The sequence below is a fragment of the Bacteroides sp. OM05-10AA genome, assembly GCF_003439055.1.
Classification (GTDB): domain Bacteria; phylum Bacteroidota; class Bacteroidia; order Bacteroidales; family Bacteroidaceae; genus Bacteroides; species Bacteroides intestinigallinarum.
This window is the reverse complement of sequence record NZ_QSUR01000029.1, coordinates 1-24608: the sequence shown is the minus strand read 5'-3', so window position 1 is coordinate 24608 and position 24608 is coordinate 1. Positions and strand designations below refer to the sequence as shown.

20 protein-coding genes are annotated in these 24608 nt (G+C 42.7%); 3 read left to right on the top strand and 17 right to left on the bottom strand.

Annotated elements, in window-relative coordinates:
* Both DXB58_RS19825 and mnmA read right to left on the bottom strand, forming a co-directional pair.
* Complete coding sequence (locus DXB58_RS19825) at nucleotides 1-1365, bottom strand: S8 family serine peptidase (RefSeq protein WP_122138002.1); 1365 nt, start codon at nucleotides 1363-1365, stop codon at nucleotides 1-3.
* 24 nt (nucleotides 1366-1389) lie between these two features.
* Complete coding sequence (mnmA, locus tag DXB58_RS19820) at nucleotides 1390-2475, bottom strand: tRNA 2-thiouridine(34) synthase MnmA (RefSeq protein WP_122138001.1); 1086 nt, start codon at nucleotides 2473-2475, stop codon at nucleotides 1390-1392.
* 110 nt (nucleotides 2476-2585) lie between these two features.
* Here mnmA and DXB58_RS19815 point away from each other — a divergent pair, with 110 nt between their 5' ends.
* The gene (locus DXB58_RS19815; protein WP_122138000.1) at nucleotides 2586-3449 is read left to right on the top strand and encodes a hypothetical protein; all 864 of its coding nucleotides are present in this window, start codon (nucleotides 2586-2588) and stop codon (nucleotides 3447-3449) included.
* Here the strand turns inward: DXB58_RS19815 and DXB58_RS19810 are convergent.
* The 4 genes from DXB58_RS19810 to DXB58_RS19795 are packed head-to-tail and all read right to left on the bottom strand — an operon-like array spanning nucleotide 3439 to nucleotide 6251.
* Nucleotides 3439-4446: a metallophosphoesterase family protein gene (locus DXB58_RS19810; RefSeq protein WP_122137999.1), complete on the bottom strand. Its 1008-nt coding sequence runs from the start codon at nucleotides 4444-4446 to the stop codon at nucleotides 3439-3441. The two genes, DXB58_RS19815 and DXB58_RS19810, sit on opposite strands and share 11 nt — an antisense overlap.
* A gap of 19 nt (nucleotides 4447-4465) precedes the next feature.
* On the bottom strand, nucleotides 4466-4948 hold the full coding sequence (gene ispF, locus DXB58_RS19805; RefSeq protein WP_004305549.1) for a 2-C-methyl-D-erythritol 2,4-cyclodiphosphate synthase: 483 nt from the start codon (nucleotides 4946-4948) through the stop codon (nucleotides 4466-4468).
* Between the two features lie 38 nt (nucleotides 4949-4986).
* Nucleotides 4987-5601 carry a fumarylacetoacetate hydrolase family protein gene (locus DXB58_RS19800; protein ID WP_004297209.1) on the bottom strand — a complete coding sequence of 205 codons (615 nt, stop codon included), beginning with the start codon at nucleotides 5599-5601 and terminating at the stop codon, nucleotides 4987-4989.
* The gene (locus DXB58_RS19795) at nucleotides 5601-6251 is read right to left on the bottom strand and encodes a redox-sensing transcriptional repressor Rex (protein WP_008650453.1); all 651 of its coding nucleotides are present in this window, start codon (nucleotides 6249-6251) and stop codon (nucleotides 5601-5603) included. The genes DXB58_RS19800 and DXB58_RS19795 overlap by 1 nt, the downstream gene beginning before the upstream one ends.
* Before the next feature lie 165 nt (nucleotides 6252-6416).
* Here DXB58_RS19795 and DXB58_RS19790 point away from each other — a divergent pair, with 165 nt between their 5' ends.
* Both DXB58_RS19790 and DXB58_RS19785 read left to right on the top strand, forming a co-directional pair.
* On the top strand, nucleotides 6417-6767 hold the full coding sequence (locus tag DXB58_RS19790) for a translation initiation factor (RefSeq protein ID WP_004305562.1): 351 nt from the start codon (nucleotides 6417-6419) through the stop codon (nucleotides 6765-6767).
* 17 nt (nucleotides 6768-6784) lie between these two features.
* On the top strand, nucleotides 6785-7294 hold the full coding sequence (locus tag DXB58_RS19785) for a redoxin family protein (RefSeq protein WP_122137998.1): 510 nt from the start codon (nucleotides 6785-6787) through the stop codon (nucleotides 7292-7294).
* A 121-nt stretch (nucleotides 7295-7415) separates the two neighbouring features.
* Here DXB58_RS19785 and tsf read toward each other — a convergent pair whose 3' ends face one another.
* The 11 genes from tsf to DXB58_RS19730 form a co-directional block, all read right to left on the bottom strand.
* Nucleotides 7416-8408: a translation elongation factor Ts gene (tsf, locus tag DXB58_RS19780; RefSeq protein ID WP_004305564.1), complete on the bottom strand. Its 993-nt coding sequence runs from the start codon at nucleotides 8406-8408 to the stop codon at nucleotides 7416-7418.
* 122 nt (nucleotides 8409-8530) lie between these two features.
* Nucleotides 8531-9367, bottom strand: a complete 837-nt coding sequence (gene rpsB / locus DXB58_RS19775) for a 30S ribosomal protein S2 (protein WP_004305566.1) — start codon at nucleotides 9365-9367, stop codon at nucleotides 8531-8533.
* A 121-nt stretch (nucleotides 9368-9488) separates the two neighbouring features.
* Nucleotides 9489-9875, bottom strand: a complete 387-nt coding sequence (gene rpsI, locus DXB58_RS19770) for a 30S ribosomal protein S9 (RefSeq protein WP_004297203.1) — start codon at nucleotides 9873-9875, stop codon at nucleotides 9489-9491.
* A gap of 6 nt (nucleotides 9876-9881) precedes the next feature.
* Nucleotides 9882-10343, bottom strand: coding sequence for a 50S ribosomal protein L13 (gene rplM, locus DXB58_RS19765; RefSeq protein ID WP_004297202.1), 462 nt, complete (start codon nucleotides 10341-10343; stop codon nucleotides 9882-9884).
* A gap of 202 nt (nucleotides 10344-10545) precedes the next feature.
* Nucleotides 10546-12240 carry a RagB/SusD family nutrient uptake outer membrane protein gene (locus tag DXB58_RS19760; RefSeq protein WP_122137997.1) on the bottom strand — a complete coding sequence of 565 codons (1695 nt, stop codon included), beginning with the start codon at nucleotides 12238-12240 and terminating at the stop codon, nucleotides 10546-10548.
* A 21-nt stretch (nucleotides 12241-12261) separates the two neighbouring features.
* Nucleotides 12262-15477: a TonB-dependent receptor gene (locus DXB58_RS19755; RefSeq protein WP_122137996.1), complete on the bottom strand. Its 3216-nt coding sequence runs from the start codon at nucleotides 15475-15477 to the stop codon at nucleotides 12262-12264.
* Nucleotides 15478-15517: 40 nt separating this feature from the next.
* Nucleotides 15518-18064, bottom strand: coding sequence for a DUF4962 domain-containing protein (locus tag DXB58_RS19750; protein WP_122137995.1), 2547 nt, complete (start codon nucleotides 18062-18064; stop codon nucleotides 15518-15520).
* A gap of 130 nt (nucleotides 18065-18194) precedes the next feature.
* Nucleotides 18195-19748, bottom strand: a complete 1554-nt coding sequence (locus DXB58_RS19745) for a hypothetical protein (protein WP_122137994.1) — start codon at nucleotides 19746-19748, stop codon at nucleotides 18195-18197.
* Nucleotides 19749-19796: 48 nt separating this feature from the next.
* The gene (locus DXB58_RS19740; RefSeq protein ID WP_122137993.1) at nucleotides 19797-20807 is read right to left on the bottom strand and encodes a DUF6562 domain-containing protein; all 1011 of its coding nucleotides are present in this window, start codon (nucleotides 20805-20807) and stop codon (nucleotides 19797-19799) included.
* Between the two features lie 35 nt (nucleotides 20808-20842).
* Complete coding sequence (locus DXB58_RS19735) at nucleotides 20843-21580, bottom strand: DUF3575 domain-containing protein (protein WP_122137992.1); 738 nt, start codon at nucleotides 21578-21580, stop codon at nucleotides 20843-20845.
* A 25-nt stretch (nucleotides 21581-21605) separates the two neighbouring features.
* Nucleotides 21606-24209 carry a DUF4962 domain-containing protein gene (locus DXB58_RS19730; RefSeq protein ID WP_122137991.1) on the bottom strand — a complete coding sequence of 868 codons (2604 nt, stop codon included), beginning with the start codon at nucleotides 24207-24209 and terminating at the stop codon, nucleotides 21606-21608.
* Nucleotides 24210-24608 lie beyond the last annotated feature (399 nt).

Genomic DNA, 24608 nt, shown 5'->3' with positions numbered 1-24608 from the left:
TTATTTCTTTTCCTTGGAAGAGGACTGATAAGCCTTCCACAAATCGGGAATACCATATCCATATATGTTATCCGGGAAATCGGCTCTATCACCCGATTGACGTACCAAATCTATAATCTGCTTCGCTGTCAGCTTCGGACAAGCCTGCCACAGACAAGCTACCATACCGCACATAATCGGAGAAGAAAAAGAGGTTCCGTTGGCACGGCGAAGATTACCATCTGTACCCATCACATCCGAATTCAGACCGACAGCCACTACATCCGGTTTCACACGTCCGTCAGCCGTATTTCCAACAGAAGAAAATGGTGCCAGTTCTCCCCTTTTATTTATAGCTCCTACCGTTATTATATTCTCTGCGTCTCCCGGAGGAGTAATCTTCTTCCACGAACCTGCACCCGAATTTCCAGCGCTGCAAACAACGACCATTCCTTTATCGGCTGCCTTCGCTGCTTCACGAGACATCAACGCATAATGACCGTTCAAGTCACGATATCTATAATTCTTCGAAGGATCATCAAAAGAGTAATATCCAAGCGATGTATTCACCAAATCCACTCCTACACTATCGGCAAACTCAATAGCTGCCGCCCAGTAATCCTGTTCTACCAGATTCTCCGAATATTCGTCCTCACTACGCAGCAACCAATAAGAAGCTTCAGGAGCTGTGCCAATCATCACATTCGGCTGATTCATGGCCATACAGGATAATACAGACATTCCATGACTACTTTCAGCATAAATATCCGCTTCCGGATTCACAAAGTCACGCACCCCGAGAATACGGATATTTTTCATTGCATCAATCTTATCTACATTATGGAATCCGGCATCAATCACAGCAATAGTCATTCCCTGTCCCTTAAAGCCCGCATCATGCAGAAGATCAACACGGCTCATTGCCACCTGTGTGATTGCAGGACCGTAAAGGCTATCGGTACGCACCGGTTTATTTATTAACGAATCTCTTTGAAGGGCTCTTTGTGTGATACCTTTCCACACTCTTTCCGTGGAACGTACAAAAGGCAATTTTGCTATTTCGTCAACCAGAGTACTATCATTGCAAGAAACAGTGACAAAATTATCCCATTTCCCGGTCACGAGTACATGGACACCCGTCTTCCGTATGGCATCTACATATTTCTTACAAACCGGTAAATCGGTGGAATCAACGGGTAATCCTTGTTTTTTTCGGCGCTCTATAGATTTTATAGACAAATACTTTTCCGGTTTCTGTAAGGAATACTCTGTAGCTGCCTTGTCTTTCAGGCTAATTCGATATTTTAAGGTATCTTCCGGAGTAAACTTAGCAAACACACCCAGATACATATTTAAAGCGAGAATCAATACTATAAACTTCTTCATAAGTTATCTTTCTTTTTTAATCAATCATAATCCTTCATTTTCTATAATCACCAGTCCAATCCCTCTTTGAGAAGCAATGAAAGCTCCTCCCAGCACTCTTCTTCCGTCATAAAACACAGCAGACTGTCCCGGAGCAATGGCCGAAGCCGTTTCGAGAAAACGTACTAACAGACGCCCGTCTTCCAATCTTTTCACCCGGCAGGGGATTGGACGACTGCGATAACGAATCCGTACTGTCAGATTCTCACATCCAAACAGTTCCTGTTCATCCACCATCTTATCCTGCTCCGCCAGCATGTACTCTGTGTTTAATTGGTCGGCATCTCCAAGCATCACCGTATTTTTCTGCGGGTTGATTTTCAATACATAGGCCGGCTTTCCTAAAGCAATCTCCAATCCTTTACGCTGACCGATTGTATAATAAGGCGCCCCTTTATGTTGCCCCAACTTCACCCCTTCAGAATTGACAAACCATCCCGGCCCGATTTCACTATCCATTTCAGGACACTGCTCACGAAGAAAATCACGGTAATCTCCTTTAATAAAGCAGACTTCCATACTTTCCCCTTCTTTCGACTTTGCTTCATATCCTTTCTCCGCAAGGTACTCGCGAACCTTCACTTTCGTATAATCTCCCAATGGAAAGATACAACGCTTCAGCACCTCCTGTCCCAATCTCCAAAGGAAATATGACTGGTCTTTCTTATCATCGTCACCAGCTACTATATACGTGTATCCGTTTTTCTCTTCCAACCGTGAATAATGTCCGGTAGCAATCCATGCACAATTCAGTTTATCCGCCCACTCCGTCAAAACACGGAACTTAAACAACGGATTGCACATCACACACGGATTCGGCGTACGCCCCTGCTTATATTCGTCTATGAAGTTTTTTACAATGGTCTCTTTAAAAGGAATACGTTCATCTGCCACATAATGTTCAATCCCCATCCGTACAGCCAACTCTCTGGCATCCTGAGGTTCATCTCCCCACACACGCATAGTAACTCCTACAATCTCGTATCCTTGTTCTTGCAGCATCAAGCAAGTAGCGGTGCTGTCTATGCCACCACTCATACCTACCAATACTCTCTTATTTCGTTCTTCCATTCGAATTTTGAAAATTTACATGGATACAAATGTACGAGATTTCAAAGAGAAAAGTTGCTTTTCTGAAAGAAAATCCTTATATTTGAAATATACCAAAAGCGAGAACAATTATGGCTAACCCTAGATTACCGGGCATTTCCGAAAATGAGCAAGCCTTATTGTATGCCAAATTGAATGAATACAACCGGGGCAGAGCCTCTTTTAAAGAAGTAGGGGTCTACCTGGTGGTGTTGCCCCGACCGGGGAAACCAAACTATTCCCTTTGGCTGTACTCTCCCCTGCCCGAAAAACAATCCATTCTTTATATACATGACCTGTCACCGGACATCAACGAATCCCTGCGGATGGCCAGCACGATGTTTTATTATTCGAAGCGTTGCATCATCCTGGTAGATTACAATGAGAAAAGAATGCAGAGTAATGGTGACGATCTTATCTTCTTCGGAAAATACCGGGGACATTTTCTCCATGAAATCCTCAAGATAGATCCCGCCTACCTAAGTTGGGTAGCATACAAATTCATTCCCAAAATACCGAAACAGGAACGTTTCGTCAAAATAGCACAAGCTTATCATTCCATACACCTGGATATAATGATAAGAAAATCGAGGGAGAAGCGTTCATCCAGCCGTTATCTGGGAGAATTAGGAGAAAAGCTGACAGACTTAAAATTAAAAGTCACCCGGATAAGATTGGAAGATGATCCATACAAAACAAGAGTGAACGGCACTACCCCACAGTTTTTTGTCAAGCAGGTACTGACTTTGACCGATGCCAGTGGAAACTTAGTCACCATGAGTATTCCATCAAAAAATCCCAGTGCGGTTTCATGCACTCTATCCGGGATAGAACATGAATACCGACTGGGAGATATTATCTACGTTGCATTGGCGAAAGTATCGCGCCGATACGAAAGCTATGGTTCAAAATACACGCGCCTTAGCCACGTGAAGTTCGCAAGTCTCAACGTTTAGTCCAATCGTCCTTGACAAAACTTGCGGGATAAGAGATTTTATCCACCACACCGTCTTTTTGACGAATCCAGGATGTGAATGTACGGGTACCCTCATCCAATACGATGATACGCGCACCATTCGGCAAATGGTTATATTCCGTATTTCCACCGGTAAAGCGTCCATAAGCCAGAAGGATATCTTTCCACATCACCGCATAATCATTATCATGGTCGTGTCCTACAAACATACCCATCACATCACCAGCTTCTTTCATCGCTGCAAACATTCCTGTATTCAATTTAGGCGCACAGGCTTCCTCCATACGAGTTCCACGAAGAATTGCATTTTCGCTACGGGCAGCTTCATTGTATTCAGGAAGAGGAATATGGAAAAAAGCAAGAGCAGGCAAAGGCTGTCCGCCGTTTTGCACTTTATAAGCCGCACTCTGTTGACGATACCAATTTATCTGGTCGAATGTAAACCATGCATACCCCTTCACATCTTTCAAAGGAGAATAAGAATGAGAATCCATGCAATAAAGCAAAGCAGCATCCTTCTTTAGATTGGAAGACGATTTCACTGTCAACACATAATCCGGCGACAAAACCGTTCCGCGATCAGGCAATAAATTGCCGGGAACTTGACGGATGATATCATATAACTGTTCCCGTGTCATTCCCTGTTCATTGTCATGATTACCAAAAGTGACCACAAAAGGTAGTTTACGTTTAACTACCGGTTCCAGTACCTGCAACATTCCGGAATCCGCCGGAGCAGAATAAACAACATCACCGGTAAATATCACCAAATCCGGACGTTCATCATCAAGCACCTGATTAATACGTTCCAGAGCTATATCTGAAGCCCGATTTCCATATTTAAAATGCACATCGGTAAATTGCACAATCTTGAATTTACCATCTTTGCTAAATTTCAGTTCACTCTTCTGAGCCATACAAAAAGTCGTTACCAATAAAAAGGCAAGTGTTAAGTAAATTTTTAAAAGACGAATCATAATTATTTGTTTTAGGGGGTTAAGCAATCTTCTCTATCAGCACAGTAGCATAAGCCGATATACCTTCTTCACGACCTGTAAAACCGAGTTTCTCGGTAGTAGTCGCCTTAATGGAAATATCATCCATATCAATCCCCATAACAGTTGCCATCGTCTCCTGCATCAAAGGAATGTGCGCTTTTAACTTCGGGCGTTCGGCACAAATAGTTGCATCGATATTGCCCACTTTATATCCTTTGGTAGCAATCAACTCCACTGTTTTTTTCAGCAGTATCTTGCTATCTATATTTTTAAATTCTCCTGCCGTATCGGGGAAATGATAGCCAATATCACGCATATTCGCCGCCCCCAACAGAGCATCGCAAACAGCATGCAATAATACATCAGCATCCGAATGCCCCAGCAATCCTTTTGTGTGTTCCAAAAGAATGCCACCCAGCCATAACTCACGTCCTTCGACCAACTGATGCACGTCGAAACCAAAGCCTACTCTTATCTTCATATTTTATATAACAAATGAGTACTAATGAATAAAAAAGATCAACGAATATAGAAATCCAGCAGTTTTTCTCCCTCCAGATAACCTTGCAAACGCTGTCCGATACTAACAGGACCTACACCTACAGGAGTCCCAGTAAAGAGCAAGTCACCAATTTTCAAAGTTACAAACTGGCTTACATAAGCGATTATATCATCTATCTTGAAAAGCATATCTGCCGTACAGCCACGCTGCACTTCCTTACCGTCGATCAACAAATGAAAGTCAAGATTCTGAATATCCTTATAGTGCTCCACCGGAACAAAAGTTCCAATAGCAGCCGACGAATCAAAACCTTTGCAAAGCTCCCAGGGATTACCCTGTTCACGGAACTTTCGCTGAAGGTCACGAGCCGTAAAGTCGATACCCACAGTCACCGCATCATAATAACGGTTAGCAAAGCGGGGAGCTATATTTTTCCCCAATCGGTTGATACGGACCACCAGTTCCGTTTCATAATGTATCTCTTTAGAAAAGTCGGGAATGAAAAACGGTTTGCCATCCTTCAGAATAGCAGAATCAGGCTTCATAAAAATCACCGGCTCCGTATTTACTTGTGTATGTCCCAGTTCTTTGTTATGCTGGGCGTAGTTCATTCCTACTGCAATAATCTTCATTATTTCTCGTTAAAATTCAATCGGTTAAACATAACAGCCAAATGAGCATATAGAGACGTATTCTGCACCACTATATTCTCGGGTACACGGATTCGGAAAGGAGTAAAGTTCCATACGGCTTTTATACCTCCGTCTACCATCTTATCTGTAATTTCCTGAGCAATATTAATAGGTACGGTCAATACACCGATATTTACATCGTATTCTTTCATCTTTGCTTCAAAGTCATCGGAATGAAAAATAGGAATGCCATTCAGGTCTTTTCCCACCAGTTCCGGATTCACATCAAAAGCAGCCACAATCTCCAGTCCGAAATGATGCAAACCAGAATCCCGAAGCAAAGCAGCCCCCAGGCTACCTACACCAAACAAGAAGGCTTTGTGCATATTGGTAAATCCAAGAAAGCTCTCTAACACCTCAATCAGCGCATCAATATTGTATCCCACCCTCGTACGCCCCGAGATATTGACGTATGACAAATCCTTGGCGATTTGAGAAGCGTCAATATTTATTTCCTTAGAGATTTGTGTAGAAGAGACATACTGCTCCCCTTTTTCTTTCATTAGTTTTATATTGGACAGATACCAGGGAAGTCTGCGCAAGGTAGGCTCCGGCACTTTATCCGCCTCTTTTCGTATATAAGTGCTCATACTTCTTACAAAATTTGGTATTTTGCAAAAGTACATTATTTTTTGAGACTGACAACCCTATAACAGAAAACCTTAATAGAGATTAAACAAAACGATGAAAAGAGACTCAAATTTTGCTCTTTTCGATAAGTTTAATACTTTTGAAAAGGATTAAAAATGACAAGTATGAAAAATAATGATTGGAAAGATAGATTGAACGTTGTGTACTCCACGAATCCAGACTTCGGCTATGAAATGGATAACGATGAAGAACAGGTTACCCTCGACAAAGACAAGCAAAACCTGCGGGTTTCCATTGACAAAAAGAACCGGGGTGGTAAAGTGGTAACATTAATTACCGGATTTGTGGGTACGGATAATGATTTGAAAGAGCTGGGCAAGTTACTGAAAAGCAAATGTGGAGTAGGCGGTTCAGCTAAAGACGGAGAGATAATGGTACAAGGAGATTTCAAGACCAAGATCATAGATCTACTCATCAAAGAAGGATATACTAAAACCAAAGGCATAGGAGGTTAAATTAAATAATACAAGAAATGAGAAAAGTAATATTATTCTGTGCGGCAACACTATTCTCACTGTTGTCATTCGCACAAGAAAGTGACGCGGATATTGTAAAGGTAGGTGACAATATGCCTGCTTTCACCCTTCATTCAACAGCAAACGGCACCGTAAACTCTGCAGATCTAAAAGGGAAAGTTGTATTAATCAATATTTTCGCTACCTGGTGCGGCCCTTGCCAAAGCGAACTGGCTGAAGTTCAGAAAACACTCTGGCCTAAATATAAAAACAACAAGGATTTCTGTATGCTAGTAATCGGTCGCGAGCATACAGACGACCAATTAGCGGAATATAATAAAAGAAAAGGGTTTACATTTCCCCTCTACCCGGATCCCAAACGGGAAGTTACAGGTAAATTCGCCACCAAAATGATTCCCAGAAGTTATTTAATAGACAAAGAAGGAAAAGTAATATCAGCTACTACCGGCTATGAAGATGGAGCCATAGATACGCTTATGAAGCAAATAGATAAAGCACTGAAATAGTCCCTATCCCTAAGATATGCCTTAAAGAAAAAGAGTCCGGTGCAACACCGAACTCTTTTCCCAAATTTTACATATAATAAATCTGACTTTGTAAGTAGTACTTAACAAGATTTGAATCAGATTATTCAGCTTTCAAAGTGAAACGCTTGAAGTCAACAATCTTCAGTTCAGGATCAGCAGCAGCCAACACTTCTCTTACAGTCTTCTTAGCGTCCATAATATCTTCTTGGTTCAGCAGGCAAACTTCTTTCAAGAACTTAGCCAGACGACCTTTAGCGATGTTTTGAATCATTTGTTCAGGCAGATGTGCAGCCTTTTCAGCAGAAACAGTAGCAATGATTTCTTTTGCTTTCGCTACATCTTCAGCTGTAATCCAACCTTTAGCCATATTGCTTTCCATGTGATCTTCGCTGTCTACATGAGCCGGGTTGATGTTAGCTTTCTTCAGAGCAGCTTCTACAGCCTTCTGTACCTGTTCAGCCTTTGTCTTTTCGATAGCTACTTCGATTTCTTTTTGCTTCACTTCTTCAGAAACACCATCCTCATCAATAGCGATCGGATTCATGGCAGCAATCTGCATAGCTACTTGCTTAGCCAACTGCTCGTCAACGTTCTTGTTAAAAGCAACAATCGTACAAAGACCATTTCTGTTCATGTGGTTGTAAACAGCAGTGCTTGCGCCTTCTACAGTCATGTAACCATCAAGTTCCATTTTCTCACCTGTGATACCGCTACGGTCAGTCACTGCATCCTGTACAGTACCGTTACCCATCGGCAATGCTTTTACTTCATCCAATGTCTTGCATTTGTTAGCCACAGCAAGATCAAGAATATCCTGAGTCAGTTTCACAAAGTCAGCATTCTGAGCTACGAAGTCAGTTTCGCACTTCAAAGCAATGACAACGGCATAGTCACCGGTAGTCTTAGCCAGAACGCAACCTTCAGAAGCCTCACGTTCAGAACGCTTAGCAGCAACAGCTTGTCCTTTCTTACGGATAATCTCCATTGCCTTGTCGTAATCGCCATCAGCCTCTGTTAATGCATTCTTGCAATCCATCATACCAGCTCCGGTCATTTTGCGCAGCTTGGTAATATCAGCCATAGTTACAGCCATAATAATTTCCTTTATTTAAATGAATAATAATTTTCGAAACAAAAAAATGTGCCAATCTGCCAATCAAGATGCAAGTGTATAACAACACCCTTGCACATTAGCAAATTGGCACATTTTATATATTAAGCCTCTTCGTCTTCCTTGATGAAAGCAGCAGCTTTAGCTGCGTTGATAGCTTCTTCGTCAGACTTGTCGAGTCTAGCTTTTACTGATTTCTTCTTGCCTTTGTTAGCAGGAGCTTCACCAGCTGCTTCCATGTCGATCTTTTCAGCTTTTCTTTCTTCCAAACCTTCGATCATTGCAGCGCAACAAGCATCCAGGATAACTTCTATTGATTTAGTAGCGTCATCATTAGCAGGAATTACGAAATCCACGTTTGAAGGATCAGAGTTAGTATCAACGATACCAAATACAGGGATACCCAAACGGTTAGCTTCGCGAACTGCGATATTTTCTTTCATTACGTCGATTACGAACAATGCAGACGGCAGACGAGTCAGGTCAGCGATAGATCCCAAAGTCTTGTCTAATTTTGCACGTTGACGAGAAATCTGAAGAACTTCTCTCTTAGAGAGGTTAGAATATGTACCATCGTTAGTCAATTTATCGATAGTAGCCATTTTCTTCACAGCCTTACGGATAGTCGGGAAGTTAGTCAACATACCACCCGGCCAACGCTCGATTACATAAGGCATATTAACAGATTGAGCTTTCTCAGCTACAACTTGTTTAGCTTGTTTTTTAGTAGCAACAAAAAGAACTTTCTTGCCAGATTTGGCAATCTGTTTCAAAGCTTCAGCAGCTTCGTCTACTTTTGCAACTGTTTTGTGGAGGTCAATGATATGAATACCATTGCGTTCCATGAAAATATAAGGAGCCATTGCAGGGTTCCACTTTCTCTTAAGGTGTCCGAAGTGGCAACCAGCCTCCAATAATGTATCAAAATTTGTTCTTGACATCTTGTTTTTTCTTTAAATCGTTTACTTTCTTTTTTGTTTTTTCTAAACCAACCGCTGGGTAGTCTATGAACAGAGTCCCAGTAGTTTAGATACTAAACATATTCCTCTATCAGGCAGCACATTAACGCTTGCTGAACTGGAATCTTCTACGAGCTTTCGGCTGTCCCGGTTTCTTACGTTCAACAGAACGAGGGTCACGAGTCATGAAGCCTTCTGCACGAAGAGCTGCTTTATCTTCAGCGTTCATCTTAACCAGTGCACGAGCGATTGCCAAACGCAATGCCTGAGACTGACCTGTGAAACCACCACCACACAAGTTAACCTTGATGTCATACTTCTCAGCAGCACCCAGCTTGTTCAATGGTTGTTTTACAACATACTGAAGAATAGTTGATGGAAAGTACTCTGCAAGGTCTCTCTTGTTAATAGTAATCTTTCCTGTACCTTCGCTTACGAATATGCGTGCAATAGCACGTTTACGTCTGCCTAATGCATTTACTACTTCCATTATATCTTATTTATATGAATTAATATCAATCATTTTCGGGTTCTGTGCAGCCTGTTTGTGTTCGCTACCAGCGTAAACATACAAGTTGTTCAGCAATTTAGCTCCCAGAATGTTCTTAGGAAGCATACCCTTCACTACTTTTTTCAGTAATCTCTCTTCACCGTTCGGTTTTGTAATCAAACGGGCAGGAGTCATTTCTCTCTGACCACCAGGATAACCAGTATATGACAAATATACTCTGTCATTCCATTTGTTACCAGTCAGTTTTACTTTGTCTGCATTGATGATGATAACGTTATCACCGCAGTCTACGTGAGGAGTAAAGTTTGGTTTGTACTTTCCTCTCAGCAATTTTGCAACTTTTGCTCCCAGACGACCTAAAGTCTGGTCTGTAGCGTCAACGATAACCCATTCTTTGGTTACAGTCGCTTTGTTTGCAGAAATGGTCTTGTAACTTAAAGTATCCACTCTAATTTTGTTTTTTAAATGTTACTACTAAAAATTTTCTTCACCACATATTAGTCTCCCCGGACAAAGGATAACTAACTTGCTATGAATTAATCTCTTATCATTTTGTGATAATAATCGGCTTGCAAAAGTACGGCTTTTCTTTGAATTGGCAAACAATTTCTGTATATTTTTCCAGTCGTCTATTCTATTGAGGGTCTTACTAATACCCGTTATTATTCATTCCATTGAGTTTCGGGTTACTTTGTATCTCTTTCAGAGGAATAGGAAAAAGCTCATGTTTGCCCTCCGTAAAATTACGGTAGGCTGGATATGGTTTGTTCTCTTTTTGATTTACGGAACTGATCTCTCCAAATAGTTTCAGAGCCTTGCCCAGCACTCCCCAACGTATCAGATCATATTTGCGTTGTCCTTCAAAAGCCAGTTCAAAGCCACGTTCCCAGTAAAGAACTGTGCGAAACTTTCCTTCTGGTGTAGAATCGTCAATGAAAGTCAAGTTGTGTGTCTTTTTGCGTGCACTCATCATTTCAACATAATTTGTTTCTGTTATAGAAGTTGCTTCAGCACGTGTACGTACGCTATTTAGCAAACTCCATGCTTTTTGCCTGTCTGCTCCTGTTTCATTATACGCCTCTGCTGCCATCAATACCACGTCAGCATAACGCAAAGGGCAGTAGTTCACATCAGCATAATTGATATTCTTGTTCCATGATTCTTTCGGCATCCATTCCCTGCGCCATTTTCCCACATACCAACTTCCTGCACTTCTTTCCTCTTTTACATGCTCTTTCTTAGTACCATTCCAAGTATAACGATAGGTACAAATTGCAACATCACGACGCTTATCATTCTCTTCAAAAAAGCTACGCCATTCGGGAACTACTATAAAAAATCCGTTGGCACGTCCCATATATTGATTTGCTTCAGATACAGACACACCGGTTGGCTCCGCCACCTGCGGACCATTATAAATGCCCCACGCTCCACCGTTACGACGTCCTTGTGAATGATAGAAAGCAATTTCCCAAAGGCTCTCCTTGCTATTCAGTACTCCTTGCGAGAAGCTTTTGAAGAGCTCTTCATAGCTACCGTCATAAAAATCATGATATCCTTTCTTTTCAAAAGCCTCCCACTCTTCTATCACTGCATCGAAATACTCCATCCGCTTACTATCGTCCGGACGTTTCAGTTGTCCATTCGATTGGAGACTATATCCGGCACGCTGCAAATATACACGCATCAGCAATGCACGAGCAGCCCCTTGTGTCACCCTCTCGGGACTGTAAGAAACCGTTGCCCATTCCAGATTATTCTTAGCAAAAATAAGGTCAGATATAATTTCGTCATAAATCACTTCCCGGTCCACACGTTCACCAAAAGCAGATTCATAGGAAGAAGAATAAGATGTTTTAAAAGGTACATCTCCCCAGTACCTCACTAAATCAAATGCGAGGAAAGCACGTAGAAAGCGCGCTTCTGCTTCCAATGCTTTCAGCCGGGTGTTTTCTTCGTATCCTGTCATTCCCTGAATTCCGTCAATAGTCAGATTAGCCCGGTCAATTCCTTCATATTTCAGTTTCCATATACTTTCAATCCATGTATTTGTGGAATTCAGCCGATAATGAGCAATATCGTGAATTTGATTATCAGACTGCGTACGAGCCGTATAATAGGTATCATCCGATGCAGGAGAAGCCATTTCGTACCAGCCATAATGATTGAAGTCTGACAGTGAACTATATATTCCCATCACTGCCATTTCCGCTTTATCTTCCGAATCGAAATAGCGATCCCGATCATATTTTGAGTTAGGTTCTTCCGTCAGCAAATCCTCACAAGAGGAAAATCCTGTTGCCAATAGGACGAATACGGCATATAATAGATGTATCTTTTTCATGATTACTATGTATTTAAAGAATTAAAAAGCTACGTTGAGACCAAAAATAAAAGAACGGCTAAGCGGATACGCTCCAAAGTCAACACCCGGTGTCAAACCGCTTTTCATTGTAGAGACTTCCGGGTCGAAACCTGAATACTTGGTCCAGGTCAACAGATTATTACCAGTGGCATATAAACGCAGGTTCTTCAGTCCTACCCTTGCAATCAGATTTTTAGGGAATGTATATCCCAAAGTCACATTACTTAGTTTTAAATAGGAAGCATCCTCCACTGCCCATGAATGAATATAATTATCTCCCTGTTGAGCATCATGATAAACAGCTACGGTTTTACCGGCATTCAAAACTGCCAGTTCTCCGGGATCAGTCACTTTCTCTCCTTCAGTATTGATTGTCATCCAACGATTAGAACTATTCATCACATCCAATGCATTGTAGTTCAAGCTCCCCACCTTACTGGTAACCAGTTTGGTCGCATTCAGCACTTCATTGCCATAGCTGAAAGTCAGGAATATACTTAAATCAAATCCTTTGTAAGTAAAAGAGTTGTTCAATCCTCCATAGAATTTCGGTTGAGCGTTACCAATGACAGTTTTATCATTTTCATCAATCACATTATCATCTCCGGTCAAGTTCTTGAACTTCCACATACCCGGACGAATCTGACCTTTATCACCATGATAAGGTACACCATCTTTCAGGGTATAGGTCTGCGTAGAAGCATCATAATTAAAATCATCTACCTGATACAGCCCCTCGGTGATGTAACCATAGAACTGCCCTAATGGTTCTCCGACAGCAATACGATGAGTGTTTTGGTTAAAGCCAAACTTGGCTTCATAGAGTTGCACCGCCTCACCGGTCAATGCTTTCACGGAATTTTTATTGTGCGACAGCGTCAGCGTAGTATTCCAACTAAACTTCCTTGTTGAAAAATTCACTGTATTCACAGTAAACTCCACACCTACATTCTTCGTTTCTCCAGCATTAATCAACATGGTCTGATAACCGGAAGAATAAGGCAGTTGGGCGTTAAGCAATAAATTGCTACTCCTATTAATATAGAATTCGGGCGAAATAGTGATGCGTTGATTTAGAAATCCTAAATCGATCCCCATATTAAAAGTCTTGTTCGCTTCCCACTTCAGATCGGGATTCGGTATCTGCTTGGAAGCATAACCGGGAGTAAGCTGATCTCCCATAGCTGTGACGATAGAAGACATCAAAGCAAGGCTGTTATAGCTACCAATTCTATTATTACCCGCCAAACCGTATCCGATACGGAATTTCAAGTCGGAGAAAACATTCAGTTTCTTTATAAAATTCTCTTCACTCACACGCCATGCCGCAGATACAGCAGGAAAATACCCCCATTTATTATTCTTTCCGAATTTAGAAGAACCATCCGCACGGAAAGTCGCGGAAAACAAATACTTATCGGTAAAGTCATAGTTGAGACGAGCAAAGAAAGAGAGCAGATTATCATCATAGTTTTCATCAGACGAAGCAACAGATGGAGTACCCAGACTCATATCTCCCAAAATGAACTCATCGGTAGGCAACCCACTGACGCCTGACTCAAGCACACGAGTCCAGCGTTTTACAAATTCCTGTCCCAATTGTACCACTACTTTATGCTTCTTCTGAAAACGTTTGTCATAAGTCAGGACGTTAGAAGTCTGAAAACTTCCGGTTTCCGTATTTCTGATAGAACCATAAATGCCGCTGCGCCTTCCCATTATAGATTGATCTCCATAGAAAAGTTCCCGACGATAAAGTTGATAACGCATACCCGTATTGTTACGAAAGGTCAGCCCTTTCATTATTTTGAAAGTCAGTCCGCCATTGGCTTGTAATGTACGTGTTTCTTTATTATCTTTTTCTTCAGCAGCAGCAATCAACGGATTCTGCATCACGTTTCCATCCGCATCACTTAATACAGGGTCTTCTCCTGCCAACAAATCCGAATCACTACCACGTATACCAATGGTAGGACGATATTGCAAGATCTGAACCATTTTATTAAACTTTGCATCTACATTACTTCCGCCTTCATTCGTACCATTTCCGGCAACACCTGCTCCATACACTTTCAGATAATCGAAGTTGATACGTCCTGTAACGGAGAGCCGCTTATTCACTTCGCTTTTCACACTAAGCGCAATATTATGTTTGTCGCTGCCGCTATATACCATAGCACCTTCATCCTTGAAGTAACCATAAGACATATTGTAGTTCAACTTATCATTACCACCGTTGATGCCTACCCGGTAATTTTGTGTAACGGTAGTGCGTCCCATCGTACAATCCAGCCAATCGATACCTTTACGATTGCCATAGTTCTCATGAAGATCGACAAAACCGCCGTAACGATTTTGCCATGACCGCATGCTTTCCTCGGGATCAGTAGCATCTCCCAATGTTCTTTCATAATCCGCCAACACAAATTCCTCCACACTTAATACATCCAACCGCTTGGCAAGCGTACGCACACCGACATAAGAATCGAAAGTAAGAGTCGCTTTTCCTTCACTCTTCGCACCGCTTTTGGTGGTGATTACCACTACACCATTCGCTCCCCGGGCACCATAGATTGCTGTTGCCGAAGCGTCTTTCAACACATCGATACTTTCAATATCGGCTGGATCAAGGCTAGACATGCCATCTTCCGTCGGAAATCCGTCGATAATATAAAGCGGCTCGTTGCTCTGCGTAATTGATATACCACCACGAACACGCACTGACATCGTAGCACCAGGCTGACCGTCTGTCTGTATAATCTGCACACCTGCCATACGTCCCGCTAAAGCTTGGGTTACATCAGACGAAGGAACTTTGAGCAAATCATCGCTTCTCACAGAGGCTACCGAACCAGTCAGGTCTTTACGCTTTACTGTTGCATAACCAATAGCTACCACCTCATCTAGCAATACCGACGCAGCCTTCATAGTCACATCAATCTGTTTCCTTCCTTTCACAACTACTTCCATATTTTCCAATCCGATAAAAGAGAAAACCAAAACATCTTTCTGCGGATCACTAACGGTAATGGTGTATCTACCATTGATATCGGTAATGGTACCCGTGTTTTGTTTTCCTTTCACGGTCACATTTCCTCCAATCACTTCCAAGCCTTCGTTGTCCACTACCTTACCGGTAACGGTCAAACTCTGGGCATAAATGCCAGATACACCGACAAGAAGCAACAAAATGCAAATAATTCTACTTTTCATCATATTCTGTTTGTTATTTATATTCACTCTATTTCATTATTTATCATTGATTTACTACCCGGGTAGATATGGGACTCCGGTCGGTCATTTCTACCACTTGATAAGCTCCGTTTATCTCATCGTAAAGCAACGAGGAACCCTCATACTGTCGAGAGTAAAAATTGCCATTCAACACAGAATTGTTTGTCCCATAACTAAATACTGCTTGTTCAGTGCGATGATTCACTGTCAGTTCCGGTACCTTAGAAGCATCCAAAACTGCTTTGATCGTCCAATCACCTACGTTAAAGGTTTCACCGTCACGGTAGATAGCAGGGACAGCCTCATCCCCTACCTGAATAATAGCCAGGAAACGGGTAGCAGAACAACCGTCAACCCGTGCAGTCAAGTGCCACTGGTTGGGATATTCCGTTCCAGTTATGGCGGGTGGAACTATAAAACGATCTGTTTGGGACAGCGTAAAAACATGTCCTCCAAAAAGTTGTGTCACAGCCACCAGTCCTTTGGTTTTATTATTTGTAGACAACGTTTTCTTTGTCGCATCAATCTTAAATTCCGTAGGACTATGCAACAGCCACTCCCAACGGACAACCTCAGATGCTTCCAGTTCATCATACACAATCACCGTATGAGGATGAAGCATCAATACATGTCGGCGGTATTTAGTCAATGGAGTAGCACCGAATCCATTTTCAGGTACCTGTTCAATCCCTGCCTGCTTGAAGTAGCCAACCCACATCGGGTCATTGCTGATGCCTCTATAAGCATATGAAGCGTCCCCCAAACAGTAACTGATATGCTGTCCACCCATGGCACGCATCACACTGCCATAACCTTCGGTAGAATAAGGTTGTCCGATACCGTTTACCAACAGTGAATTATGTGCCCGCGTATGGCGATAGGACATCAGATTATGAGCATCGCTGAAATTCTGATAATAGCCCGTACTGCGATACACATCGACACCTTTATACAACAGGTTAAAAGCATTCTGACTGGCAGTAGTGTGACTGCCGGACCCAAATGTACTGGAACGAAACGAGAGTGCAAGATCCCTTTCCGTTTCTTCCGGGGCACTGTGCATGGCAACTTCACCAGCATCTTTATACCATACCATTTTATCAGCCCCGGCAGGAAAAGCAGTATTATAATCCTGATCGGTGCACATCCGGTAAAGACGCAATTCATAATCCCGGCGCAACAAGTCCCGACATTCTCCGGCATACCATCCGGCATAGGAATCACCCGTTTCACACGCCAGATAGTCTGCAAAAGCGGCAATCAATCGGTTGGGTTCACTACCCTTTTCACTATTGTCACCAAAGCCGTTACTTTTCGACCCCGGCGGGCAAGTATAAACCAACGAGCGTCCGGCATTCTGATACCACGGATGTGACAGGAAATCCCGCTGACTGATAAATGAAAGAAGAGACGGCATATACGCCAGAGTCAAGATATTAGCACTGAAATAACCAGTACCATTGTGCCATATACCATCACGATTGAAGCCGGAGGCAGGAGCTCGGGCTGTCCACAATTCATAATAATATTCCATCATGGGCAGCACTTCGGAAGAATAGGCCGGCTTGTCGTAAAGCGACAAAGCCACTTGAAAAAGGACACGCATATTCTGCTGCCAGAAATGATTATCAAAGAGATGGTTTTCCTGAAAACCGCAATTTACCTTATAATAGTAACGTGCCACACGCATCATCAGTTCTTCGGCAGAAGTACGAACGGAAACAGACAAATCTTCATAAAGCAGATCGTAGGCTGCTACAAGACACCATGCGATGTTGCTGGCAGTAAAGTTGGATGCAAAAAGTTGTCCATCAGTAGGGGGAGCAACAATCAACGCTTCGAGAAGCTGACGCAACTTTTCGGCATAAATTTCTTTTTGGGTTAGATGATAGGCCTGATAAAGATAAGTGGCATGTTGCCGGAGCTCTTCTGCACGACTATACAAATCAGTCATTCCGGTGTATTCGGCTTTCAATGCCAGAGAAGCACGACTTTGTAGTTCTTTATATTCAGGGTGTGAAGTGACATGGTTACGAGCCTCCCCGATACGTTCATCTAAAAAACAGTAAATACGAGGATGCAGACGGGGAGCATTCGCTAAGAATGTCTGAAAAGGAGGTGTTACAAATTCCGGTGTATCATTCTTTACTTCAAAACGATAGATAGCACTCCATTCACCGGGCACCGTCCCATTAAGGTTGGTGGAACGAAAGCGCCAATACCATGTGCCAACCTCCAAGCGGCGATGAAGATTATACATACACCACTCCTGCGGTTCGGAAAGTAGCGTTTCGGAACTGCTGAAATCTTCAGTACGCGAAAGGGAAAATTGCAATCTTTCGCCCGTCTTCATGGCTTGAGGAACAATAAGAGGAGCAGGATTCAGATACAATTCATTATCTGCTTTGGGATAAGGTTGCGTCCGTATCTTATCCTGATAGGCATCGGGAATTCCGGCAGGCGTCCCTGGCTGTGTACTGTCCGGTTCGGGCAGCGAGTCAGATGTACAGCTACAGAACAACTGTACAATGAACAAAAGAAAAACCGATAGGCGAAATGTGGTGTGCATATTATCTTCTTTTCTAGGTATAAGATTAGAGGGCTATTTTCAAAAGTTTCAATGTAAGAAGAAGGTAAAGCGGGATGGGGGAATCCCACTTTCCTTGAACTTCTATTGAATAAGGTCGAATATTTAATGACTATTTAAAGATTGTAATCATCGGGCGGCAAAGAGCTTGTTGATTAGTAGCTGTCTTAACACTGATACCCGCCTCTTGTGCATTAGTTACAGCACCACTAGCCGTATTAATACGTACACCAGAGACATTGCCTTGGTTATTGATGGTACTGGAAGCATAGTTTACCGTAGCAATCGGTTCTCTATCAAACATTTTACCATTGACAAACTCAAACTCAGGCATGTTTCTGAAGTCCTCACTACCAGTAGCGGGTACCTCTTTCATAGTAAACAATGTACTCATAAACGCACTCAATTGCGACAATGTAGGAATATACCATGCACTCAAATTCTCACTATCAGGAGCATGCTCTCCCACCCATTTCTCATAAGTTGTTTTAAATGCAACATCTCCAAGACCTGTTAATAAAACGTCCGTAGTCTGTGTTCCATTTGTCATACCTGCAGCTGTTTCAGCCAAAGTAGTCAATAATTCCGTATTAAGAGTCTGACGAGCAGTCGCTACATTTTCAATTGCTACTGCATATCCGGCAATTGTTTTTCCCTGAAGAGCCACATGATAATTAGCCGGCACATCATCACCAATAGCCTCCATCTTGAAAACGATACCAACAGCATCCGCTGCATCACGTACCACTTTACCTTCAGCATTGATATAACTACCAACCTTCATTTCCAATGCTTCATAATCCGGATCCACTCCTACTTCAATGTCAAAGTTTCCATCTCCGATTTCAAATTTAGCCATAATCTGCATATTAGCATCCAAAGGTAATGTGTTTGCCGGTATTTTAATCTCTTTACTATATCCGCCACTCAATGTCATGGTTATTTCTTCTGTAAATTTACCTACATTCGAAGGAGCAAAAAAGAAATTAGCGAACCAATTACCATTCGCAGAAGCAAAACTTGCATTTGTATAAGTCACAGGAGCCGTAGCAGTACATTTACCCTCTAAAATATCATATCCACTCAAAGCGTTGTATGTTATTTCCAGCTTATCAGCTTGCGCAGCTACTTCCGGGTTCTTCGGTTTTACGCTCACATTAGCGAACGGGCGCTTCAATGTTACACTGGCATTACCAATCATTTCCAATTTTCCGCAGAAAGCGTCGCTGGCTGCCATCAACGCATCATTTGTCAAATCGAATGATGCAGTATTATATCCTACAGCTCTCAAATCAGCAGTGTTATATACCTTATTAGCAGCACCACTTTCTGGTACGTATTCAGCCCAAAACAATGCTTTTGACACTTCTTTTTGTTCATCTACAGAAATGGTGAAAGACACTTTGCCATCTGTAACCGGTTTAGTTACCTGATCGCCTATCTTATCGCCATTAGCATTCAGTAATTGCATGATACATTGCATCATATAACCATTAGGAATGGCAACACCCGCACGGCTAAAGACGTTATTTACAGGAGCCTGTACAGAGATAGTAACAGGAGCATTAATTTCTGTTCCGTTATCCGAAACAATTTCTTCTTGTCCACAAGATGCGAAAAGCACTACGAACAAAGCCATTAGCGAATAAAATAAGTTCTTTTTCATGATCTTAATTGTTTTATGGTTAAGCTATTTTTAATTGATTTGTCTATTTTACAATTCTCCAAGGTCTACCTCCAGATCACCGTCATAATCGGGGTCGATCCCTATTCCGCCATTGATATCGGAAGTCAGGAAGTTACCGCGCACCGTTGTGTTTTTGCCTCGTTCACAAGGAATACGGAAAGCTGTACGTGCCAGCACTTCATTCTTCTCATTCAAGATTTCCAGTTCTACAGGGATGGGAACGGTTTCTCCGGCATCGGTCAACACATAGTCGAATCCCAGTTGCAATTCTTTCGTACCATCAGCAGGGCGTTCAAAAGCCACTTTATATTCCATGTACATGAGCGAGTTCTTGGGTACATCGTCCCACAAATTGTAACCGGTAGGCAAATAATCACTGTACTTCACACGAGCGGTAAAACTTTCACCTTTCAGTCCGCCTGTGGACAGTTTATTGAGAAACGTTGCCACATCTTTAGCCACCAATTCATAGCGAGCTACAGGGCGATACAGTTCAACGTCAAGACTTGTTTCAGCTCCCCAATGATTGCGGAAAGAGGTCAGGTCTGCCGTAGTAGAAGCAGCGAAAACATCTTTATAGCGGCTATTCCCTATATATTTTCCGGTAGGAAGGATAAAAGCCAGATTCCCGGCATCGTAGACAAGTCCCTGTTCCGGTGTCTCTGCATTCACATAATCAGCCCACACCAGGATGCGGTAATTACGGGCGTGCAGCTTCATGCTAACAGACAGACTGGCACGATTAAAATCCTCTTCATATACCGTTTGTCGTGCCGCTACCTGTCTATCCAGATAGGCTTCTACAATGAAACGACGCAGATATTTGGTTTCCGATGCACGGGTGATGGTTATCGGTGCATTTTCTGCCAAACTTAAATTCATTGCTAGATTAAGGTTCAGTGTTACAGCTGTCGGATCCACTCCCAATTCTCCTTCGGGAGTCATTTCCGGTTCTTCGTGCAGGCTGCATCCATTCACCAACAAGATGATGAATAACAGGAAAGTGCACTGTGGCAGTATATATAAATTTCTTCTCATATTATTATCGTATTATATGTATGTTCCTATCAAGGTTAGAAGCGGTAGACCAACGATGCTCCCACACGGGTTATCCCCCAGTAATGACGGACACGCGTATCCAGTTGTGCACCGTTGTTTACATTATAATAGGTGTCATACTTCATGTTGGCATATCCCACTCCCAGATTAAATTCCGCTCCCCAGTGTTTGGAAAGAGGGAGTTTGTAACCGTAGCTTATCCCGGCTCCCAACAGCGGACGATCCGTATCTTGATAACGGTCATCGTTCCACTTCACGTTAAACCATGCCACATGGGCGTGCAGTCCGACAAAGTGTCCCCGCCCTGTCTCATTTCCTATCCACCAGCGAGCTTCAGGTTGCAATGCTACCGTACGCACCCCATGCTTATCTCCCAAGTCCCACAAACTGCAAGTCAACGGTAACTCTACCGTAATCTTTTTATGCACCTGCATTTCCACAGCAAGGTTCAGCAAAGCACAAGCATCATATGCTACATTAGTTTTCAGTGCCAGATAGCGTTGACCATCAAAGGCAGCCGCTTTCTTTCCTGCATTATCTTTGCCGGATTGCCGCTTATTCTCCTCCTTTTTTGAAGAAGTTACAACTGCCGTTTCTTGCTTTTTCCCGTCGGGCTTATAGACCGTAGTTTCCTCCGGAGCTGCAGAAGTCTGTACACGGGGTTTACCTGGAGTCTGTGCTGACAAGACAGTTATGCCCAATAATACAGCCAACAAGCATATAGTTCTCATATTAAAAGTCGAGTGTCTCATATATCCATATCTTTCATGTTCATTATCAGATTTCCAGTTCGGGCACTGTATCCCTCATTACCGTTTCATACCCATCCTCATTGATGACAGTAGCTTCACCTTTATAAGTAATATTCACCTTCTCTTGGGTGCTGCGGATAAAGAAGGAAGGAGCACCGTCGGATTTCAGGTTTACACTGATCAACCATCCGCCCACTTTGATACGTCCGTCGGACAGGATTTCGGGGTCTTTGGCAGGATATTTCAGTGCATGTGTGTTGATGATAGTGGCAAAACGATATACTTGTGCTTTTTCCGATGTAGCGGTGAAATGCCAGTGATTAGGATACTTCTTGAACACCCCTTTGTCATCAGCACGTAGCCAGTTGACTGCCGGATAGAAAAAACGGCTCGTCGTATCAGTCTGTAATGTTCCGGTAGAGAAAAGATAAGCGTCCGATGCTCCTCCCCGATTCGTGGCTTGAATATGTACAAAGCGATTATTCGATTTATTCACTGTCATAGGATTTGCTGTTGTATGTAACAGGTAATTCCAGTTCACCGGTTCGTCTGCCACCAGTTCGTCATAAATAAAAATCAGACCGGTTTTGCCTAAATTAACTATATGCCGACGGAAAGTCTTCACATGATTTTCATCCCAACCATTTTCGGGTGTATAATGCACTTCGGACTGCTCGCCACGTGTCAGCCAAAGCGGTGAAATTACTTTTCCATAAGCATTGGAAGCATCGCCCAACACATAGCCTATTTTCTCACTAGCGTAATAACGGGGAATCCACCCGTATCCTTCCGTCCCGATACGCTGTCCCATACCATTCACCAGAATCGTATTGTGAGCCCGTGTGGCACGGTGGCACAGCATACTATGTACATCAGTAAATTCAATATGATGACCACTACTATAAAACAATGGCTGCCCACCGTAGAAAGTATTGAATGCATTTTGATTAGCAAGTGCATGAGAGGTAGAACCATAAGGACTAGAACGGAAACTCCACATGGCATTTCCACCCACTCTATCCCAATTAGTCTGGAAAGAGGCAAGTCCTGTTGCGGGGAACACATATCCTGCGGGGAGTGCTGTCAACCCTTCGCCCTCCGGCAGAGGTTTATCACATTGCAGACGGAACCAAGCAAGATCACCGGGCTTACTCAATAAGGCTTTCTTCATATATTCCGGTTCCACTTTCAATGTACGGCGTACAAAGTCAGCGGCATAAGTATTTCCGGTAAGACGTGCCAGTGCATCTAAATATCCTATACGAATACTATTAGGCCGTGCTACATTCTGATGTGAACTTCCGTTTCCTCCGGATTTGGAAAAAGGAGGTTGCTGGAAGATGGTATACATGATATTTCCCTGATACCAAGGATCGGAAAAGAAGTCATAGCCAGTCAGTTTGCTATAATAGTAAGGCACTTCGACTAATGTACGGGTGTTGACCGTAAAGTAAGAATCGCCATTATGCCAGCCACCGTCTTTGTTCAATCCGGGAAAACGTGCCAACCAGACGTTATAACAATAGTCTACCCATGTATTGGCTTCCGGCAAATCGCCATACACACTGAATGCTGCCATTGTAAGAATACGAAGTGTCATCTGCCACACATGATTGTCGGCAATATGGTTCTCCATCCGATTATTAAAGTTCTCATACATTTCACCACCTTTATTTTTGATGGCTTCCAGTAATGCTTTCTTTTGTGATGTACTTAACCGGTCGTAAAAAGAATCATAAGCCATAGAGCAGAGAGACAATAAGCTGGAAGCATTAAAATCACCTTTCACATTCTTATCTTTATCCCAGTCGGCCATGATAAATACCCGTTTGATAGCTTCGTCAGCATATTTAGTATCCTGCGTCAGCAACCAGGCCCGTATCAGTGCTTCAGTATTGCCCTCTTCCGCATCGATGATGCGACGGCTCTCACGAGTGAGGTATGAATTTATCTGCATCTCGTTCTTCAGATTCTTCACCTGCGAGACATTAATATCTTTCACTGATTTCATTGGAGTCTGAAGTACTTGATCTGCACGTTCAAGATACCATTGTCTTTCTGCCTTTTGTTTGCTGTGATTTATAAAGTCCTTCCATTCGTTCTTCATGACCCACACACGCGGATGGTCAGCAGGTAGTTTTGCCAACACAGTTTTCAATGAAGGCGGACAGAATTTGCCCGGACGATCTTCTACGGTGACTTGCTGTGTGCTTCCCCAAGTCACTTGTCCGTCTTCTACATAACCGAACTGCCAGTACCATACACCCGACGCAAGCGGTTGTTCCGGATTATAGAACGGCCAGCGAGTTTCCACCTGAACAACTCCCGACTTCAATCCGGCATCCTGTGAATAACGTAACCGATAGGTAATCTTTGTTTTATCTATCTTCTTTACTTTATGCTCGAATCCATCCAGCGGACTATCTTGGGAATTCATATCCGAACGAAGCGGCCACTGAAAAGAAACCGCGCGATCATTTACCACCGCTTTATCAAGGGGATAAGGAGTGGCACGCATTTCGTGCATCAATGTCGTCTCCGTCAGTTTGATGACTGCTTGCTTTTGCGCATGTGTCATTTGTACAGCCGCAGATAAGATTACAAATGAAATCAATACTATTTTTCTCATGATATCAAATAATTGGTTTTTCTGTAGGCAAATGTAGGTAAACCGTCCGAAACAGGACTTTCAATTCATTTCTTCCTTCTCTGATACTGTCTAACGGGACTTTGTTTTCGTTCATTTCAACTTAAAATTCGTCCAAAACAAGCGTTACAGGAGGCTACAAAGAGGGTAAAAGGGTAAAATAGCCCCCAAACAGAATGACTGAAACCGATAGAAAGATGAAGATTATTAGTTTTTGTTTAGTTCCTTTTCGAACGGTTACGAGCTAAACAGCATGCACTCAAATAATTTGCAGACTACATGAATAGGTTGTATGACACCCGGGTCTCAATGGCACTGACACCCGGGTGTTGATATACGTGCCTGTTGCACAACTTTATTTTTTAGTTATACTCTAATGGG

Coding starts and splice junctions, on each gene's coding strand:
- DXB58_RS19825 (WP_122138002.1), bottom strand. CDS start 1,365: ATGAAGAAGTTTATAGTATTGATTCTCGCTTTAAATATGTATCTGGGT.
- DXB58_RS19790 (WP_004305562.1), top strand. CDS start 6,417: ATGAAAAATAATGATTGGAAAGATAGATTGAACGTTGTGTACTCCACG.
- DXB58_RS19760 (WP_122137997.1), bottom strand. CDS start 12,240: ATGAAAAAGATACATCTATTATATGCCGTATTCGTCCTATTGGCAACA.
- DXB58_RS19750 (WP_122137995.1), bottom strand. CDS start 18,064: ATGCACACCACATTTCGCCTATCGGTTTTTCTTTTGTTCATTGTACAG.
- DXB58_RS19730 (WP_122137991.1), bottom strand. CDS start 24,209: ATGAGAAAAATAGTATTGATTTCATTTGTAATCTTATCTGCGGCTGTA.
- rpsB (WP_004305566.1), bottom strand. CDS start 9,367: ATGTCAAGAACAAATTTTGATACATTATTGGAGGCTGGTTGCCACTTC.
- DXB58_RS19795 (WP_008650453.1), bottom strand. CDS start 6,251: ATGAGCACTTATATACGAAAAGAGGCGGATAAAGTGCCGGAGCCTACC.
- DXB58_RS19815 (WP_122138000.1), top strand. CDS start 2,586: ATGGCTAACCCTAGATTACCGGGCATTTCCGAAAATGAGCAAGCCTTA.
- mnmA (WP_122138001.1), bottom strand. CDS start 2,475: ATGGAAGAACGAAATAAGAGAGTATTGGTAGGTATGAGTGGTGGCATA.
- ispF (WP_004305549.1), bottom strand. CDS start 4,948: ATGAAGATAAGAGTAGGCTTTGGTTTCGACGTGCATCAGTTGGTCGAA.
- DXB58_RS19800 (WP_004297209.1), bottom strand. CDS start 5,601: ATGAAGATTATTGCAGTAGGAATGAACTACGCCCAGCATAACAAAGAA.
- DXB58_RS19745 (WP_122137994.1), bottom strand. CDS start 19,748: ATGAAAAAGAACTTATTTTATTCGCTAATGGCTTTGTTCGTAGTGCTT.
- DXB58_RS19740 (WP_122137993.1), bottom strand. CDS start 20,807: ATGAGAAGAAATTTATATATACTGCCACAGTGCACTTTCCTGTTATTC.
- DXB58_RS19755 (WP_122137996.1), bottom strand. CDS start 15,477: ATGATGAAAAGTAGAATTATTTGCATTTTGTTGCTTCTTGTCGGTGTA.
- DXB58_RS19735 (WP_122137992.1), bottom strand. CDS start 21,580: ATGAGACACTCGACTTTTAATATGAGAACTATATGCTTGTTGGCTGTA.
- DXB58_RS19785 (WP_122137998.1), top strand. CDS start 6,785: ATGAGAAAAGTAATATTATTCTGTGCGGCAACACTATTCTCACTGTTG.
- rpsI (WP_004297203.1), bottom strand. CDS start 9,875: ATGGAAGTAGTAAATGCATTAGGCAGACGTAAACGTGCTATTGCACGC.
- tsf (WP_004305564.1), bottom strand. CDS start 8,408: ATGGCTGTAACTATGGCTGATATTACCAAGCTGCGCAAAATGACCGGA.
- DXB58_RS19810 (WP_122137999.1), bottom strand. CDS start 4,446: ATGATTCGTCTTTTAAAAATTTACTTAACACTTGCCTTTTTATTGGTA.